We start from the raw sequence: 15,054 nt of genomic DNA, 5'->3' as shown, positions 1-15,054 counted from the left end.
CGTTCGTCCAGGCCGCCGGCCGGTCGGCCAGTCGCCTCAGCCCTGCTTGGCCTTGGGTTCGGCCGGGGCGGCCCCGGACTCGGACTCGGCCTTCGACTCGGCGGCCGGACCGGCCTTCGGGTCCGCGCCCTCCTTGAAGTCGACCTTGTTCATCTGCTTGCTCATGGACTTCATCAGGCCCCAGACGGCCAGGGCCATCACCGCGAACACGATGAAGCCGAGGACGCCGGGGGTGACCTTGTTCTCGTCGACCTCGGCGAGGGGGACGAGGTGCGTCATTGCCAGGGCTGCGCTTGAGCTCATGTCAGGCATTGTCGCGGATGCCCGCAAACAGATCGTCCTCGGGGAGGGAGGTATCGACGAGGGACTTCGCGAGCTCGTACTCCTCGGTCGGCCAGACCTCCTTCTGGATCTCCATCGGCACCCGGAACCAGCCGCCGTCGGGGTCGATCTGCGTGGCGTGCGCGAGCAGCGCCTTGTCGCGGATCTCGAAGAACTCGGCGCAGGGGATGTGCGTGGTGAGCGTGCGCTCGACGTGCCCCGACTCGTCCCAGCGCTTGAGCCACTCCTCGTACGGCGACTCCAGGCCGCGCGCCAGCAGCGCGTGGTGCAGGGCCTCGGTGCGCTGCCGGTTGAAGCCCTGGTTGTAGTACAGCTTCTGCGGCTGGTACGCCGGGCCGTACTCGGACTCCGGGTACTTCTCGGTGTCGCTCGCGCCCTCGAACGCCACCATCGAGATCTTGTGGGTCATGATGTGGTCGGGGTGCGGATAACCGCCGTTCTCGTCATAGGTGGTGATCACCTGCGGACGGAACGAACGGATCTGCTTCACCAGCTCGCCGGCCGCCTTGTCGACGTCCTCCAGCGCGAAGCAGCCCTCGGGCAGCGGCGGCAGCGGGTCGCCCTCGGGCAGCCCCGAGTCGACGAAGCCGAGCCACTCCTGCTTGATGCCGAGGATCTCGCGGGCCTCGTCCATCTCCTTCTTGCGCACCTCGTGGATGTGCTCCTCGATGTACGTGTCGCCCTGGAGCTTCGGGTTGAGGATGGAGCCGCGCTCCCCGCCCGTGCAGGTCACGACCAGCACGTCCACCCCCTCGGACACGTACTTCGCCATGGTGGCCGCGCCCTTGCTCGACTCGTCGTCGGGGTGCGCGTGGACGGCCATCAGTCGCAGCTGGTCAGTCAAGACTCAATCCTCAGTAAGTCGGCGCCCCGGTGTCCTGGGGTGCGATCGGCGGCTTCTATAGTGACCGAATCCGGGGGCGAATAATTCCGGGGGCCGGTTTCGGAAGCCCCTTGAGCCCCTTGCCGGGAGGACGATCATGAGTACGGCGAGTGCGCGACTGCCCGAGGGCCGTTACGGCCGCTCGTCGGACGAGCGCGCCGACCACAAGCTCAAGATCGCCGGCGCCGTCCTCGCGGCACTGCTGCTCGCCCTCGTCGGGTACTTCGCCTACCACTACGTCGTCGAGGCGAAGATCAGCGCCGAGGTGATCACCTTCCAGGCCTCGGGCAACGAGGTCAAGGTGCATCTCGAGGTCCACAAGGACTCCGGGACCACGGGCTACTGCACCCTGCGCTCCCAGGCCGCCGACCAGTCCGAGGTGGGCCGCGCCGACTTCCACTTCGGCGGCTCCGCGACCCGCATCGACAGGGTCGTCACCCTGCGCACCACGGCGAGGGGCACCACGGCCGAGCTGCTGGGCTGCCACTCCGACTGACGTCACCCTTGTTACGTAGGCGCTGACCAGCGTTGACGTATGTCTGACGGCTTATGTCCTCCCCCTGACGCCATTGAATTGTTAGGCTCGTGGTTTCGCCCTTCCATGAAGGAACATTCTTCTGGGTAGGGCGATGCTTTGTATTCCCAGTACCTACGAGGAGCACCTGTGACCCAGACCAGCGAAGACGTCACCTGGCTCACGCAGGAGGCGTACACCAAGCTCAAGGACGAGCTGGAGTACCTGTCTGGTCCCGCGCGCGCCGAGATCACCGTGAAGATCGCGGCCGCTCGCGAGGAGGGCGACCTGCGCGAGAACGGCGGGTACCACGCGGCCAAGGAGGAGCAGGGCAAGCAGGAGCTCCGCATCCGCCAGCTGACCCAGCTTCTGGAGAAGGCCAAGGTCGGCGAGGCTCCGGCGTCGTCGGACGGCGCGGTCGCGCCCGGCATGGTCGTCACGATCGCCTTCGACGGCGACGAGAGCGACACCACGACCTTCCTGCTCGCCTCGCGCGAGTACGCGAGCGCCGACATCGAGACCTACTCGCCGCAGTCCCCGCTGGGCTCCGGCGTGCTCGGCCACAAGGTCGGCGAGGAAGCGCAGTACGAGCTGCCCAACGGCAAGAAGGCCTCGGTGACGATCCTCAAGGCCGAGCCGTACAACGGCTGACCCCTCAGGACCCGCCCTTCGGCGAGCCCCCGGCGACCTTGCGGCGCCGGGGGCTTCGTCGTGCGTCCTCAGGCCGTCGCCGAGCGGTACTTCCGCACCGCCAGGGTCCGGAATATGAGGATGATCAGCAGCGAGTAGATCAGCGAGGCCCATACCGGGTGCACCATGGGCCAGGCGTCGGAAGGCGACTGTCCCGGGTTGGCGAAGAGCACCCGGCAGGCCTGCACGGTGGCGCTGAACGGGTTCCACTCGGCGATGTGGCGCAGCCACGGGGTCATGTTGCTGGTGTCCACGAACGCGTTCGAGATGAACGTCACCGGGAAGAGCCAGATCAGCCCGCCGGAGGTGGCCGCCTCGGGCGTACGGACGCTGAGCCCGATCAGGGCGCCGATCCAGGTGAACGCGTACCCGAGCAGAAGCAGCAGCCCGAAGGCACCGAGCACCTTGCCGGCGTTGGTGCCCCCGTCCGACCCGACCCGCCAGCCGACCAGCAGGGCGACTATCGCGAGGACCAGCAGGGTCAGCGCGGTCTGCACGAGGTCCGCGAGGGTCCGCCCGGTCAGCACGGCACCGCGCGCCATGGGCAGCGAACGGAACCGGTCGATGAGGCCCTTGTGCATGTCGTCGGCGATGCCCGCGCCGGAACTGGCGGTGGCGAACGTGACGGTCTGCGCGAAGATGCCGGCCATCAGGAAGTTCTTGTAGTCGGTGGCGCTGGTGCTGCCGCCGATCTGCATGGAACCGCCGAAGACGTAGGTGAACAGCACCACGAACATGATCGGCTGGATGAGCCCGAAAATCACCATCTCTGGAATCCGGGACATCCTGATCAAGTTCCGCTTGGCGACGACCAGTGAGTCGTGCACGGACTGGCCCAGCGCGCTGCTCGGCGCCGCGACCGGCGCGGCATCGGTGACGGCACTCACTTCGCGGCCTCCTTCTTGTGCTTGCGGTCCTTGGGGTTCTGGTTCGCTTCCGTGCCGTTCTCCTCGGCCTTCTCCTCGGCCAGGTGACCCGTCAGGGACAGGAACACGTCATCGAGGGTGGGGCGGCGCAGGCCGATGTCGTCTATCTCGATGCCGCGGGAGTCGAGCTCGCGGATCACCTCGGCGAGGAGCTTCGCGCCGCCGGTGACGGGCACGGTGAGCTTGCGGGTGTGCTCCTCGACGGTGGTGTCGCCCTTGCCGAAGCCGAGCAGCACCTCGGAGGCGATCTGGATGTGGTCGCGCTCGTGCACGACGACCTCGACGCGCTCGCCGCCGGTGCGGGCCTTGAGCTGGTCGGAGGTGCCGCGGGCGATGACGCGGCCGTGGTCGACCACCGCGATGTCGTGCGCGAGGTGGTCGGCCTCCTCCAGATACTGGGTGGTCAGCAGGAGGGTCGTACCGCCGGAGACGAGCTGTTTGATGACCTCCCACAGCATCTGGCGGTTGCGCGGGTCGAGGCCGGTGGTCGGCTCGTCCATGAACATCACGGGCGGGGAGACGACGAGCGCCGCGGCCAGGTCGAGCCGGCGGCGCATGCCTCCGGAGTAGGTCTTCGCCGTACGGTCGGCCGCGTCCGCGAGGTTGAACTGGTCGAGCAGCTGGTCGGCCCGGGCCTTCGCGGCCTTGGCCTTCATCTGGTAGAGCTCGCCGACCATCTGCAGGTTCTCCCTGCCGGTCAGGTACTCGTCGACCGCGGCGAACTGGCCGGAGAGGCCGATGGAGCGCCGCACCTCGTTGGGCTGCTTCAGCACGTCGAGGCCGGCCACGGTCAGCTTGCCGCTGTCGGGGCGCAGCAGGGTGGTCAGACAGCGGACGGCGGTCGTCTTGCCCGCGCCGTTGGGCCCGAGGAGGCCCAGCACGGTGCCCTCGGGGACATCGAGGTCGACGCCGTCCAGAGCTTTCACATCGCCGAAGGTTTTCACCAGGCCTTCGGCATAGATGGCGCCTGGCATATCAGTCTCCACGTCGTCGGGGATTCTTTGAAAAGCCTAGGTATGTGTCTTTTGTTCTGCCCAGGGGAGCGGCATGCTGCTGCCCGCGGGCGACACGAGACACACCATAACGCGATGTATCGCGAGTCTCAACGGATTTTCTCGAACGAGTGACGGGACAGGTGAGGGGACGGATGGGGAACGGGCTCCGACCTCGGTCGACGCGTGCTCCGACCTCAGTCGATGACCGTGTAGCCCGCCTCGCGCAGGGCGTGGCCGACCTCGGCGCAGTGCACCGGACCCTTCGTCTCCAGATGCAGCTCGACCTCCGCCTCCGTGAGCCCGAGCCGCGGATCGGTCCGGACGTGGCTCACATCGAGGACGTTAGCGTCGACCACTGACAACACCCCGAGAAGCGTCGCGAGGGCGCCCGGCCGGTCCGTCAGCCGCAGTGTCACGGCGAGGTAGCGGCCCTGCGCGGACATGCCGTGGCGCAGGATGCGGTTGAGCAGCAGCGGGTCGACGTTCCCGCCGGACAGCAGCGCGACGACCGGTCCCTCGAAGCCCTTCGGATCGCTCAGCAGCGCCGCCACCGGGCTGGCACCGGCCGGTTCGACGACCAGCTTGGCCCGCTCCAGGCAGAGCAGCAGCGCGGCGGACAGCTCGTCCTCGCTGACCGTGCGGACCTCGTCCACCAACTCGGCGACGATCCCGAACGGCACCTCGCCGGGGCACCCGACCTTGATGCCGTCGGCCATCGTCGCCGGGTTCTGGATCGCCACCGGGCGTCCGGCCGCCAGCGAGGGCGGGAACGCGGCCGCGCCCGCCGCCTGGACACCCACGATCCGCACGTCGGGCCGCAGCGCCTTCACGGCGACCGCCAGACCGGCCGCGAGTCCTCCGCCGCCGATCCCGACGACGATCGTGCGCACCTCGGGGCACTGGTCCAGGATCTCCAGGCCGACCGTGCCCTGGCCCGCGATGATGTCGGGGTGGTCGAAGGGGTGGATGAACACCGCGCCCGTCTCACGGGCGTACTCCTGCGCGGCGGCGAGCGTCTCGTCGACCACGTGGCCGTGCAGGCGCACCTCGGCGCCGTACTCCTTGGTGGCGCTGATCTTCGGCAGGGGCGCGCCCTTGGGCATGAACACCGTGGAGCGCACGCCCAGGAGTGCGGAGGCGAGGGCTACGCCCTGGGCGTGGTTGCCGGCGCTCGCGGCGACGACACCGGCGGCGCGCTCCTCGGGGAGCAGTCCGGCGATACGGACGTAGGCGCCGCGGAGTTTGAAGGAGCCGGTCCGCTGGAGGTTCTCGCACTTGAAGTGCACCGGCGAGCCGACGAGCTGGGTGAGGTGCCTGCTGCCTTCCATCGCGGTCACCCGCGCCACGCCCGTGAGCATCTTCTGGGCGCCGCGCACATCGTCGAGGGTGACGGGTCGCAAGGAGTCAGCCGTGCTGTAGCTCATGACTCAAGCATCGCAGTTCACAGGCACACGCCACGGCTGTGACCAACCTCCGAGACTGGTTTGCGCAGCGCCGGTACGGCCTGCCTTCCGGCCGCGTACCCTGTCCCCCAACCCAGCACCCCCTTCATGAAGCGAGCCCCCGGCCATGCCCACAACACCTGAAATGTCGATGGACATGACGACCGTCGGTGAACCCGGTCTCCTCGACACGCTGCAGCACGAGGTGGCGGTGTTCGCGCGCCGTGCCGAACAGACCCGGCTCGGCGGAGTCGGACAGGTGCGCAACTCCATGGACCGCGCCGCGTATCTGCTGCTCAACCGCCTGGACAAGGAAGGTCCGATGGGCGTCAAGGCGCTCGCCGCGAGCATGGGGATCGACTCCTCGACGGTCACCCGGCAGGTGGCGCCGCTCGTCGACACCGGGCTCGTCAAGCGCACCTCGCACCCCGAGGACGGCCGCGCGGTGGTACTGCAGCTGTCCCCGCGCGGGCAGTCGCGGCTGGAGGAAGTGCGGTCGTCCAGGCGTCAGTTGATGGACGAGCTGACACACGACTGGGCGCCGGAGGAGCGCGAGGTGTTCTGCGCGCTCCTCACACGCTTCAACAGCGCCCTCTCCGCGCGGATGGCGGTCCCGGGCACCGAGACGCCGTCGGCTTCCTGAAGGACGCGGGCTCTTCAGGGGCTCGGTTTTCCGCGGGGCGCGGGCACACGCGCGTGATGCCCGACTCCCGCCTTTCGTACCGACCTCTTGACCTCGCGACGGCCCTGGCCTCAGATGAGACCGGGTCCTTCAGGGGGGAGGCTGCGCGGTGCGAGAACGGCAGGCGTCCCAAGGCGCCCGCCGGGCCCGGGAGTTCGAGGCGTTCGTCGCGGGCGCGGCAGGGCGGCTGCTGCATGCCGCCACGCTGCTGACCGCGGAGGCCCCGGACGACAACCCGCGCGCGCGGCGCCTGTTGACGCTGTCCCTGGCACACACGTACGCGAGCTGGGACCGGCTGCGCGGTGAGGACCCGTACGACCGCGCCCGCCAGTACCTGGCCACCCGCTTCGCCCGCGCGGCCTGGCACCAGTACGGCGGTCTCGGCCGGGGCCGCCCCCACCCCGACAGCCCGCTGGGCGCGCTCGTGCCCCAGGAGCGGCTGATCCTCGTCCTCAGGTTGTACGAGGGGGTCGCCGAGGAACAGGCCGCCGCGCTGCTCGGGCTGCCCACGGAACGGGTCCGGACGATCTGCGAGCGGGCGACGGCGACACTGTTGCACCCGCCGCGCGGTCCGGCCCCGAAGGTGGCCGGGGCCAAGGTGGTGCCGTCATGAGGCCCGGAAGGCCGTGGAGCGGGGGTACGCGCGCGTGAACAGGCCCGAGCGGGAGGCGGCCGTACGGCGGATCATGGAGCGGACCCCGCCGCAGGTACCGCCGGAGCTGTACGCGGAGGTCGTGCGGCGCGGCGGCCGGATGCTGCGCCACAGGCGGGCCGCCCGGCGGCTGATGTGGGTGCTGCTGTGGTCGGCGGTCGTGGCGTTCACCGTGTGGGCGCTGATGGTGCATCCCTGGGTGGAGCCGCCGTCGGAGACGACTCCACCGCTGACGGGTTGGTGAGAGCGGCCGGGCTAGCCCAGGGCCTGCTGCAGGTCCTCCAGGAGGTCCTGCACGTTCTCGATGCCCACGGAGAGGCGTACGAGGTCGCCGGGGACCTCCAGGGCCGAGCCGGCCACGGAGGCGTGCGTCATGCGTCCCGGGTGCTCGATCAGGGACTCGACGCCGCCCAGGGACTCGCCGAGCGTGAACACCTTGGCGCGGTTGCAGACCTCGACGGCCGCCTCCTCGCCGCCCTCGACCTGGAAGGAGACCATGCCGCCGAAGGCCCGCATCTGCTTGGCGGCGACCTCGTGACCGGGGTGGTCCGGGAGGCCCGGGTAGAGAACGCGCGTCACGCGTGCGTGCCGGGTGAGCATGTCGGCGATCTTGGTGGCGTTCTCGCTGTGCCGGTCCATGCGCACCGACAGCGTCTTGGCGCCGCGCAGCACCAGCCAGGAGTCGAAGGGCCCGGCGACCGCGCCCATCGCGTTCTGGTGGTACGCCAGTTCGTCGCCGACCGCCTCGTCGGCCGCGATCAGCGCGCCGCCGACCACGTCCGAGTGACCGCCCATGTACTTCGTCAGGGAGTGCACGACGACGTCCGCGCCGAGGGCCAGCGGCTGCTGGAGGTACGGCGTCGCGAAGGTGTTGTCGACGACCAGCTTGGCGCCCGCGTCCCGGGCGATCTGCGCGACGACCGCGATGTCGGTGATGCCGAGCAGCGGGTTCGAGGGGGTCTCGACCCAGACGACCTTCGTCTTCGGGGTGATGGCCGCCCGTACCGCCGCCGGGTCGCTGGTGTCGGCGACCGACCACTCGACGCCCCACCGGGAGACGACCTTCGCGAAGAGGCGGAACGTGCCGCCGTACGCGTCGTTCGGGATGACGACGTGGTCGCCGGGGCTCAGCAGCGTACGCAACAGGCAGTCCTCGGCCGCCAGTCCGGACGCGAACGCGAGGCCGCGGCGGCCGCCCTCCAGGGCGGCGAGGTTCTCTTCCAGGGCGGTCCTGGTGGGGTTGGCGCTACGGCTGTACTCGTAGCCGCCGCGCAGACCGCCGACGCCGTCCTGCTTGTAGGTCGAGACCTGGTAGATCGGCGGGACGACCGCGCCGGTCAGGGGATCGGCGGTGTTGCCCGCGTGGATCGCGAGGGTCTCGAAGTGCTGACTGATGTGCCTGTCGCTCATGAGCCCCGAGCGTAGTGCGCCTGCGGGGTGGACGACGATCCGGAGCTTTTCACAGGGCCGCGGGGGCGGGCGGCGGAGATCTTCCACAGAGTCGCGGGGGCCGGGCTGCGGAAGTTTTCCACAGAGCCGCAGGAGCTGGGCGGCAGAGGTTGTCCACCGAGCCGCAGAGGCCGGCCGACAGCGGTTGTCCACCGAGCCGCAGAGGCTGACCGACAGCGGTTGTCCACAGGACCAGGAGGCGGGGCCTGCGATGGTTTTCCACAGGGCGGCGGACCGGGTTGGCCAATTGTCGGACGCGTCTGGTTCGCTTGTGGCATGGAGATTCTCTGGGTCCTGATGGCGCTGGTCATGCTGGGCTTCGTGCTGGTCCCGTTCCTGCGGCGCAGGCGCGGGGCGATCGAGCAGGTCTCGCCGGGCCACCCGGACGCCGCGGACCCGGCGACCTACGGCTTCGTGCGCGAGGAGGAGCTGGACATCCGCATGCCCGGCCCCGACCAGGACCTGCTGGACGTCCTCGACCTGGTGCAGCGCACGCAGGACTACCGCGCGGCGATGCAGTTGCTGGCCGGCACCGACATCGCGGGTGAGCTGCGCTGGCAGCGTGTCCAGGCCTTCGCGGGTGCCGCGTCGCTGGAGCTGCAGCAGCGGCCCGGCGGGGTCAGCGAGACGCCGGGCGGGCAGTGGCTGCGGGTGTGGCGGCTGGAGCACCCGAAGGACGCGGGCGGCGCGGCCGTCCACGCGGAGTTCCTGGTGCAGCAGGCGTGGCGTACGTCGACGCGGGGGACGGACGAGTTCCGGATCATCATGGAGGAGGCGCGGGACGCCTGCGGACAGGCGGCGCTCCTGTCCCCCGGTGACCCGGTGCCGTACATCGTCGAGCTGTCGGTGGCCCGCGGACTGACGTATCCGCAGCCGGAGTTCGAGCAGCTGTGGCTGAAGGTCCTGGACCGCGCTCCGGCTCACATGGGGGCGCATCTGGCGGCGCTGCACTACTGGTGCGAGAAGTGGCACGGGTCGCGCGAGCTGGCGAACTCGTTCGCGGAGGCGGCCGCCGCGCGCGCCCCGCAGGGCTCCCTGCTCGCCGCGATGCCGCTCTTCGCGGTCTTCGAGCACCTCCCCGAGGTGAACCTGGTGAACAGCTTCTACCAGAGCGAGGTCGTGGAGAAGGCGATCCACGGCGCGCTCTTCGCCGTCCACGCGGCCCGCCCCGACGACCCGATGCTGGCGCACGTCCGCCATCTCCTGGTCTTCTTCCTGGTCCGCGCGGAACGCTGGTCCGAGGCGATGAACCAGCTCATACACATCGACGGCCATGTCGGGGCCCTTCCCTGGACCCTGTCCCCGGACCCGGCGGCGGAGTTCGCGGTCTACCGGGCGCTGGCGGTGGCCGGGTACGAGGCGAACGGCGGAAGTCCGGCGAGCCTGCCGCACTGAGCGTGGGGGGCGGGTGCCGTCGTAAGGAAGGCGGAATTCCCGGCGGGGCTCGCCCGTTCAGCGGGTGCGGACCCTTGTTGTGGCCCGATTGGAGATCGTATGTTCCTGCACAGCCGTACGCCCCAACTGCCCACTGCCGAACAGGCTTTGCAGGGCCGGCCGAAGCCGGTGTTCACGGTTCCCGATCGTCACACCGTGCTCGGCGGCCCGTTGCTCGGTCCGTACCCGGAGCACTTGCAGGTCGCTGACTTCGCGATGGGGTGCTTCTGGGGTGCGGAGCGCACGTTCTGGCGGCTGCCGGTGGGCGTGTGGACGACGTTGGTCGGTTACCAGGGCGGGTACACCGAGAACCCCACGTACGAGGAGGTCTGTTCGGGCCTGACCGGGCACACGGAGGTGGTCCGTGTCGTCCACGACCCGAAGCTGATCTCGTACGCGAGGCTGCTGAAGACGTTCTGGGAGTCGCACAACCCGACCCAGGGCTTCCGCCAGGGCAACGACGTGGGCACGCAGTACCGTTCGGCGATCTACACCCACACCCCCGAGCAGGCAGCCGCGGCGGACGCCTCCCGCACGGCCTACCAGCAGGTCCTCACGGGGGCGCGCTACGGCACGATCAGCACGGAGATACTCCCGGCGGAGGGCCGGGTGTTCTATCCGGCCGAGGGGTACCACCAGCAGTACCTCGACAAGAATCCGGCGGGCTACTGCGGGATCGGCGGGACGGGGGTCAAGCTAAGTACCCCGTTCGGGATGAACTCGGGGGCGACTTGCCCGACGGGCATCACGCCCGCGCCGGAGGCAACGGAGAAGTAGCCAGCGGCACAAGCCCTGATACGTGAAGCGGACGGCCGCGGCACTGGCACATCACACGGCGTTACGGCCCAACTCCCCCATGCAGCCCCCACTCGTCAAGGCCGGAGTAGATGAGCGCTGTACGCCCCCTGGGAAAGGAGAGGCATTCAGCCTCCCCGGAATAGATCGCCGCCAGCGAGTCCCTTCCCCGCCACCAGGTGTCGGCCAACCCCCTCACCTCTCGCACCGGCTCGTAGGCGTCCAGCGCGATGCGATCGACGTCGTCGCCGGTGACCTTGGTGATGTGCTTCGCCCACGTGGATGCGTGGTGGGTCAGCGCTATCGACTCCACCCATCCCTCAACCGTTGCGTGAAGAGGCGTCCACCGCTCTGCGTGGATACCGAACTCACCGGCCGGTCCGATCATGAATGAGTAGGGGACCGCAGTCCGCTGCACGCCTGCTTCGAACCACCACCCTTCGGACGGTGAGCCTTCGGGCGAGTCAGGATCGAAGTACTTGGGTCCTCCGTCGTACCGCGATGCGGGCGGCAGGAGCAGACCGCCCCACCGCTCTTGATAAGCCGCCATTCGGTCGATCACCGCAGCCGGGATCTCCCGGTCAAGCCACCACTGTCTGTGCTCCGCAACCGGCTGGACGTCAACCTTGACGCCGTGCGCACTGACAAAGGACCGCGCTCTTCGGGTCAGCCCATCGGGCACATCGTTGATGAGGTGAAGATTCACCAAGGGGACGCTACTGGGTACAGCGACACGGCTGTCGGCCGTCCGGTTGCCGATGCGGTCGAAAATCAGTGGCCGTCCGGACCCGGCCGACCCCACGCTGTACGCCATGGAAGAACCGCACCGCCGGATCCGTGCGGTCCACTCGGAATCCACGATCACCGTCTACCAGGCGTATCCCCCTGAAATCGGGCGGCATGCCGCCCGCGAGGGCAGCTTCCCCGCCACGTGGAAGCGGGACCGGATGACGTGGATCAAGCCGTCGTTCCTGTGGATGATGTACCGCTGCGGCTGGGGCACGAAAGCAGGGCAGGAAACCATCCTGGCTGTGGAGATCACCCGCGATGGTTTCGAGTGGGCGCTGCGACACGCGTGCCTGTCGAGCTACGTCCGCGGGGTGCACCCCGACCGAGCCACCTGGCAGCGGGAGTTGAAGGGTGCGCCCGCTCGCGTCCAGTGGGACCCCGAACGGGATCTGCGCCTGCAACCCCTGCCGTACCGGTCGCTGCAACTCGGCCTCTCCGGTGAGGCGGTACGGCGTTACGCGGACGAATGGACAGTCTCGCTACAGGACGTGACCCCGCTCGTCCGCGAGATCCACGCCCTCGTCAGCGGCGGCGAACAGGACTCCGCGGCCCGGCTGTTGCCCCAGGAACGCCCATATCCTGTTGGCGACGAACTTCTTGCCCACCTACGGGGATGACGGGTTGCTTCACTCACCAGCCGGCTGCGACCGATGGGTCACATGGCAGCACAGGCTCGCCGGGACGGGGGTCAAGCTAGGTGACCCGTTCGGGACGAACTGGGGGGGCGTCTTGCCCGACGGGCCTTACGCCGGCTCCCACGGATGATTGACCGCTTGCCTGGACGAGAACCAGAACAGGGTCGCTGTCGAGGCCCTCTTCCCAGCGTCTCGGAGAATTCCTCTGCGACCGTGACGGCGAGCGAGACGGACTGCGCAGAATCCTCCGCGACCACGCGCGCCGCTTCGAGACACGACGGTCATGCCGTCGGACGGCTCCAGCAGCCAACCCCACCCGTACTACTCGACCAAGTAAGAGGGAAGGGGAACGCCTCGGTCGGCGGCGACGGCATGCGCGCCCCGAAGGCACGTCGCCCATCGACGTCCAGCCCGATCCTGGACGACTACGACAGGCTCCTCTGCACAAGGACTCTCCCGGTCGCCGTGCCAGGTACAACGTCCTTCCCGCCGGGACGCACTGTTCGGTCGCAGGTCCATCGGGTAACGCAGCCACACGTCGGCCCTCTCCATGTCCATACCGCCAAGGTAGAGACCGCACCGCGGAATGACTCCCGCCCTGCGCGGAGCCGACCGACAGGCCACATGGCAGGGGAGGCCGACCGAGACGGGAATCGAGGAGCCAGGGGACCCGTACGGGACGGCGCGTAGGCGAGTTGAGCAGCAGCGTCGTTCGGTCAAGGCTCATCGCATAGTTCCCAGTGCCGGGAGGCTCGGGTTTTCTTCGACCGGCCGACTAGAAGACGCGAGCGCGCATGTGCTGCGTGAGGTTCTCAAGGATCTCGCGCAGCCACGGGCTGCCACTGGCCGGCAGCCGGACCAGCGCGTGCTGGAAGGCTCCCGAATCGGCCCGGAACAGGTGACCGGGGCGCGGCGTGGGCGGGTTGTCGCGGAGGACGCCGTGGGGCATGAAGCCCGACGCGGGGTTGGGCAGGTTCGGCTCGGGCGAGGCCAACCACAGCCAGACCCCGTACGGCAGCGGGACCGCATATGCCGGGCCTGCGTGGGTCCAGGTCTCCCCCGTCTGCGGGTGGTCCGGCACGAGGAGTATGTCGGCGTCCGTATCAGGGACCGGCAGCCCCGGTCCGGCGAGGACGGCGTGCCGCGCCGGCAGGCCCTCAGGCAACAGGACGTCGAGGGCTCGTTGGAACACCTCGTTGATCAGACCGTCCGGGACGGTCACGGGCCGGCCTTCCGAGGCCACCAGCAGGTGGGCAAGCGCCCGGCCGGCTGCCGCCTCCCACTGAGGGCTCCACGACCACCAGTGGTTCGACCCCGCCCGGGATCCCCACCTGGTGATCGGCTCGAACGGTGGCGTGCCCTTTCCCTCCGCCGCCAACTCCCCCCATGGGAGCGGTCCGTCGTCTGCGTCGACGAGCAGGCGGCGCACGGCGTTCGGGGCGAACCACACCGCCTGCCACAGCGAGCAGTCGTCGATCCGGCTCGCCACGGCCAGGCCGCACGACTCGCAGGCCATGTTGGGGCCGTCCGCCCCGTCGAGGCCGCAGCAGTAGCCGCCGCCCTTCTCTGGGACCAACAGGGTGCCTCGGGCGTCTCCGGGTGAGATGACTATCGCGCCGGGGGCACCGTCGGACAGGGCGTGGACCGGCGCGTAGATGCCGCGGGCTGCCGCCTCGCCCGGATCGATATCCTTCCACGCCCGCCACGGCGGCCCCCAGGGCTCAGGATCCACGGCGAACGTGCCCGACTCCATGAGTACCGGGAGCTGAATCCCGTTCCCGTACTTCTGATGGGCGTGAGGCGGCAGGGCGACCTGGGACAAAGGAGTGGTCAGTCTCGCGTCACACCCGGCACACACAAAGACGAGCAAATGTCCTCCGCTTGGGAAACAGGTGCATCCTCACAGCTCGACGGCGACCGGCCAACCTGTTTTTCGTCCCCCTTGGGGCTGCGCGCCACCACGGCGGTCGCGCACACTTCCGTGACTACTCGCTGCGCTTCGCGGAGTGATCCACTAACGGGCTACGCGCCTCCGGCTTCGCCCGCTCCGGTAGCCGACGGACCGACAAATACCGCCAAGTAGCGAAACTCTCCGCCTGCTCCGCCCTGCTCTGAGTAGGTCTCCCACGTGAGGTCGTATGTACCTCGCAGGCTGCATGTGTTCGGCTCGTAGGTTCCCTCGGCCCAGAGCAGAGTCCCGGCGAGCGCCCGCCCGTGATGAATGCGGAAGTCGTCATCCCGAGTACGTCTGCGGCCGGGGCCTGGCGGAGTCCATAGTGACGCCTCGTTGGTCAGCATCAGGGCGAGACCGTTCTGGTCGCGCCGCCGGCAGAAGCGCTCCAGCCTCGCTATGTCCCGGACGAAGTGCAGACGCGCGAGGTCGGTGGCGCCATGCGCCTTCAGCGCGTAGTCCTCGGCCGGAGCACCGGTCGTGCCCGTCCAGCTTCGGGTGAAGTACTTGAATTCGATCGCGGTGCGACTCTCAGGACCGAGGCACAGAAGGTCCAGGTATTCGGTCTTGCCCGCCACTCGCTGCGGCACCTCAAGCCTGGAGTGCACGTCCGACGCCGACTCCCAGAGCACCCGGGCGAAACTGTGTTGAAGGTCGGCTTCGGAGTGGAAGACCGGCCTGCGCTGGCAGAGTTTCGCCATGATGTCGTTGAGCAAGACCCGTTCAGCGATGATGGCGGTGCGGTCCGCCGGAGCCGTAGTCACGGCTCCATTGAAGTCGTTCCACACCTGAACTCCCAAGCTCTGCAGTGCTCTTCGGTCTACGTCGACCAAGCGTGGAAGGCAACTCCGCCGCAGGGACGCCGTTGATGCTTC

The 15,054-nt window shown here is 69.0% G+C and carries 17 protein-coding genes; 8 read left to right on the top strand and 9 right to left on the bottom strand.

The window, feature by feature from the left end; genetic code table 11:
* Nucleotides 1-36 precede the first annotated feature (36 nt).
* Both R2B38_RS26590 and mca read right to left on the bottom strand, forming a co-directional pair.
* Entirely contained in the window at nucleotides 37-312 is a 276-nt protein-coding gene (locus tag R2B38_RS26590; RefSeq protein ID WP_318018489.1) for a hypothetical protein, read from the bottom strand.
* Entirely contained in the window at nucleotides 305-1,165 is an 861-nt protein-coding gene (gene mca / locus R2B38_RS26585) for a mycothiol conjugate amidase Mca (RefSeq protein ID WP_318021796.1), read from the bottom strand. Before mca ends, R2B38_RS26590 begins: the two co-directional genes overlap by 8 nt.
* A 157-nt stretch (nucleotides 1,166-1,322) precedes the next feature.
* On the opposite strand from mca, the gene R2B38_RS26580 reads away from it, so the two are divergent.
* Both R2B38_RS26580 and greA read left to right on the top strand, forming a co-directional pair.
* Complete coding sequence (locus tag R2B38_RS26580; RefSeq protein ID WP_318018488.1) at nucleotides 1,323-1,721, top strand: DUF4307 domain-containing protein; 399 nt, start codon at nucleotides 1,323-1,325, stop codon at nucleotides 1,719-1,721.
* Nucleotides 1,722-1,889: 168 nt separating this feature from the next.
* Complete coding sequence (gene greA / locus R2B38_RS26575; protein ID WP_033285239.1) at nucleotides 1,890-2,390, top strand: transcription elongation factor GreA; 501 nt, start codon at nucleotides 1,890-1,892, stop codon at nucleotides 2,388-2,390.
* A gap of 68 nt (nucleotides 2,391-2,458) precedes the next feature.
* Here the strand turns inward: greA and R2B38_RS26570 are convergent, their stop codons facing one another.
* The 3 genes from R2B38_RS26570 to ilvA all read right to left on the bottom strand — a co-directional run bounded on the left by R2B38_RS26570 (nucleotide 2,459) and on the right by ilvA (nucleotide 5,774).
* On the bottom strand, nucleotides 2,459-3,316 hold the full coding sequence (locus R2B38_RS26570; protein ID WP_033285240.1) for an ABC transporter permease: 858 nt from the start codon (nucleotides 3,314-3,316) through the stop codon (nucleotides 2,459-2,461).
* A complete protein-coding gene (locus R2B38_RS26565) occupies nucleotides 3,313-4,329 on the bottom strand; it encodes an ATP-binding cassette domain-containing protein (RefSeq protein WP_318018487.1) in 1,017 nt (338 codons plus the stop codon). Before R2B38_RS26565 ends, R2B38_RS26570 begins: the two co-directional genes overlap by 4 nt.
* A 215-nt stretch (nucleotides 4,330-4,544) precedes the next feature.
* Complete coding sequence (gene ilvA, locus R2B38_RS26560; protein ID WP_318018486.1) at nucleotides 4,545-5,774, bottom strand: threonine ammonia-lyase; 1,230 nt, start codon at nucleotides 5,772-5,774, stop codon at nucleotides 4,545-4,547.
* Nucleotides 5,775-5,937: 163 nt separating this feature from the next.
* Between ilvA and R2B38_RS26555 the strand changes: the two genes are divergently transcribed.
* The 3 genes from R2B38_RS26555 (at nucleotide 5,938) to R2B38_RS26545 (ending at nucleotide 7,370) form a co-directional block, all read left to right on the top strand.
* A complete protein-coding gene (locus R2B38_RS26555; RefSeq protein ID WP_033285243.1) occupies nucleotides 5,938-6,435 on the top strand; it encodes a MarR family winged helix-turn-helix transcriptional regulator in 498 nt (165 codons plus the stop codon).
* A gap of 148 nt (nucleotides 6,436-6,583) precedes the next feature.
* Nucleotides 6,584-7,087 (top strand): sigma factor-like helix-turn-helix DNA-binding protein, encoded by a 504-nt coding sequence (locus tag R2B38_RS26550; protein ID WP_318018485.1) that lies wholly within the window; start codon nucleotides 6,584-6,586, stop codon nucleotides 7,085-7,087.
* A 34-nt stretch (nucleotides 7,088-7,121) separates the two neighbouring features.
* Nucleotides 7,122-7,370 carry a hypothetical protein gene (locus R2B38_RS26545; RefSeq protein WP_318018484.1) on the top strand — a complete coding sequence of 83 codons (249 nt, stop codon included), beginning with the start codon at nucleotides 7,122-7,124 and terminating at the stop codon, nucleotides 7,368-7,370.
* An 11-nt stretch (nucleotides 7,371-7,381) separates the two neighbouring features.
* Here R2B38_RS26545 and R2B38_RS26540 read toward each other — a convergent pair whose 3' ends face one another.
* Nucleotides 7,382-8,536: a cystathionine gamma-synthase gene (locus R2B38_RS26540; RefSeq protein WP_318018483.1), complete on the bottom strand. Its 1,155-nt coding sequence runs from the start codon at nucleotides 8,534-8,536 to the stop codon at nucleotides 7,382-7,384.
* 315 nt (nucleotides 8,537-8,851) lie between these two features.
* Between R2B38_RS26540 and R2B38_RS26535 the strand changes: the two genes are divergently transcribed.
* Both R2B38_RS26535 and msrA read left to right on the top strand, forming a co-directional pair.
* Nucleotides 8,852-9,970, top strand: coding sequence for a hypothetical protein (locus R2B38_RS26535; protein WP_318018482.1), 1,119 nt, complete (start codon nucleotides 8,852-8,854; stop codon nucleotides 9,968-9,970).
* 99 nt (nucleotides 9,971-10,069) lie between these two features.
* Nucleotides 10,070-10,786, top strand: coding sequence for a peptide-methionine (S)-S-oxide reductase MsrA (gene msrA / locus R2B38_RS26530; RefSeq protein ID WP_318018481.1), 717 nt, complete (start codon nucleotides 10,070-10,072; stop codon nucleotides 10,784-10,786).
* A gap of 61 nt (nucleotides 10,787-10,847) precedes the next feature.
* Here msrA and R2B38_RS26525 read toward each other — a convergent pair whose 3' ends face one another.
* Nucleotides 10,848-11,510, bottom strand: coding sequence for a hypothetical protein (locus R2B38_RS26525; protein WP_411978583.1), 663 nt, complete (start codon nucleotides 11,508-11,510; stop codon nucleotides 10,848-10,850).
* Nucleotides 11,511-11,616: 106 nt separating this feature from the next.
* On the opposite strand from R2B38_RS26525, the gene R2B38_RS26520 reads away from it, so the two are divergent.
* Nucleotides 11,617-12,210, top strand: coding sequence for a DUF4291 domain-containing protein (locus tag R2B38_RS26520; RefSeq protein WP_318018479.1), 594 nt, complete (start codon nucleotides 11,617-11,619; stop codon nucleotides 12,208-12,210).
* 793 nt (nucleotides 12,211-13,003) lie between these two features.
* Here R2B38_RS26520 and R2B38_RS26515 read toward each other — a convergent pair.
* Together R2B38_RS26515 and R2B38_RS26510 are read right to left on the bottom strand one after the other, a co-directional pair.
* The gene (locus R2B38_RS26515; RefSeq protein ID WP_318018478.1) at nucleotides 13,004-14,098 is read right to left on the bottom strand and encodes a hypothetical protein; all 1,095 of its coding nucleotides are present in this window, start codon (nucleotides 14,096-14,098) and stop codon (nucleotides 13,004-13,006) included.
* 152 nt (nucleotides 14,099-14,250) lie between these two features.
* A complete protein-coding gene (locus R2B38_RS26510; protein WP_318018477.1) occupies nucleotides 14,251-14,943 on the bottom strand; it encodes a hypothetical protein in 693 nt (230 codons plus the stop codon).
* Nucleotides 14,944-15,054 lie beyond the last annotated feature (111 nt).

The organism is Streptomyces sp. N50, assembly GCF_033335955.1.
Lineage (GTDB): Bacteria > Actinomycetota > Actinomycetes > Streptomycetales > Streptomycetaceae > Streptomyces.
Note: the sequence above shows the minus strand (reverse complement) of the source record. Positions and strands in the feature narration are given on the sequence as shown.

Bases quoted from the DNA above. Each gene is read 5' to 3' on its own strand.
- msrA (WP_318018481.1), top strand. From the start codon at position 10,070: ATGTTCCTGCACAGCCGTACGCCCCAACTGCCCACTGCCGAACAGGCT.
- R2B38_RS26520 (WP_318018479.1), top strand. From the start codon at position 11,617: ATGGAAGAACCGCACCGCCGGATCCGTGCGGTCCACTCGGAATCCACG.
- R2B38_RS26555 (WP_033285243.1), top strand. From the start codon at position 5,938: ATGTCGATGGACATGACGACCGTCGGTGAACCCGGTCTCCTCGACACG.
- R2B38_RS26540 (WP_318018483.1), bottom strand. From the start codon at position 8,536: ATGAGCGACAGGCACATCAGTCAGCACTTCGAGACCCTCGCGATCCAC.
- R2B38_RS26535 (WP_318018482.1), top strand. From the start codon at position 8,852: ATGGAGATTCTCTGGGTCCTGATGGCGCTGGTCATGCTGGGCTTCGTG.
- mca (WP_318021796.1), bottom strand. From the start codon at position 1,165: ATGGCCGTCCACGCGCACCCCGACGACGAGTCGAGCAAGGGCGCGGCC.
- R2B38_RS26565 (WP_318018487.1), bottom strand. From the start codon at position 4,329: ATGCCAGGCGCCATCTATGCCGAAGGCCTGGTGAAAACCTTCGGCGAT.
- R2B38_RS26590 (WP_318018489.1), bottom strand. From the start codon at position 312: ATGCCTGACATGAGCTCAAGCGCAGCCCTGGCAATGACGCACCTCGTC.
- ilvA (WP_318018486.1), bottom strand. From the start codon at position 5,774: ATGAGCTACAGCACGGCTGACTCCTTGCGACCCGTCACCCTCGACGAT.
- R2B38_RS26580 (WP_318018488.1), top strand. From the start codon at position 1,323: ATGAGTACGGCGAGTGCGCGACTGCCCGAGGGCCGTTACGGCCGCTCG.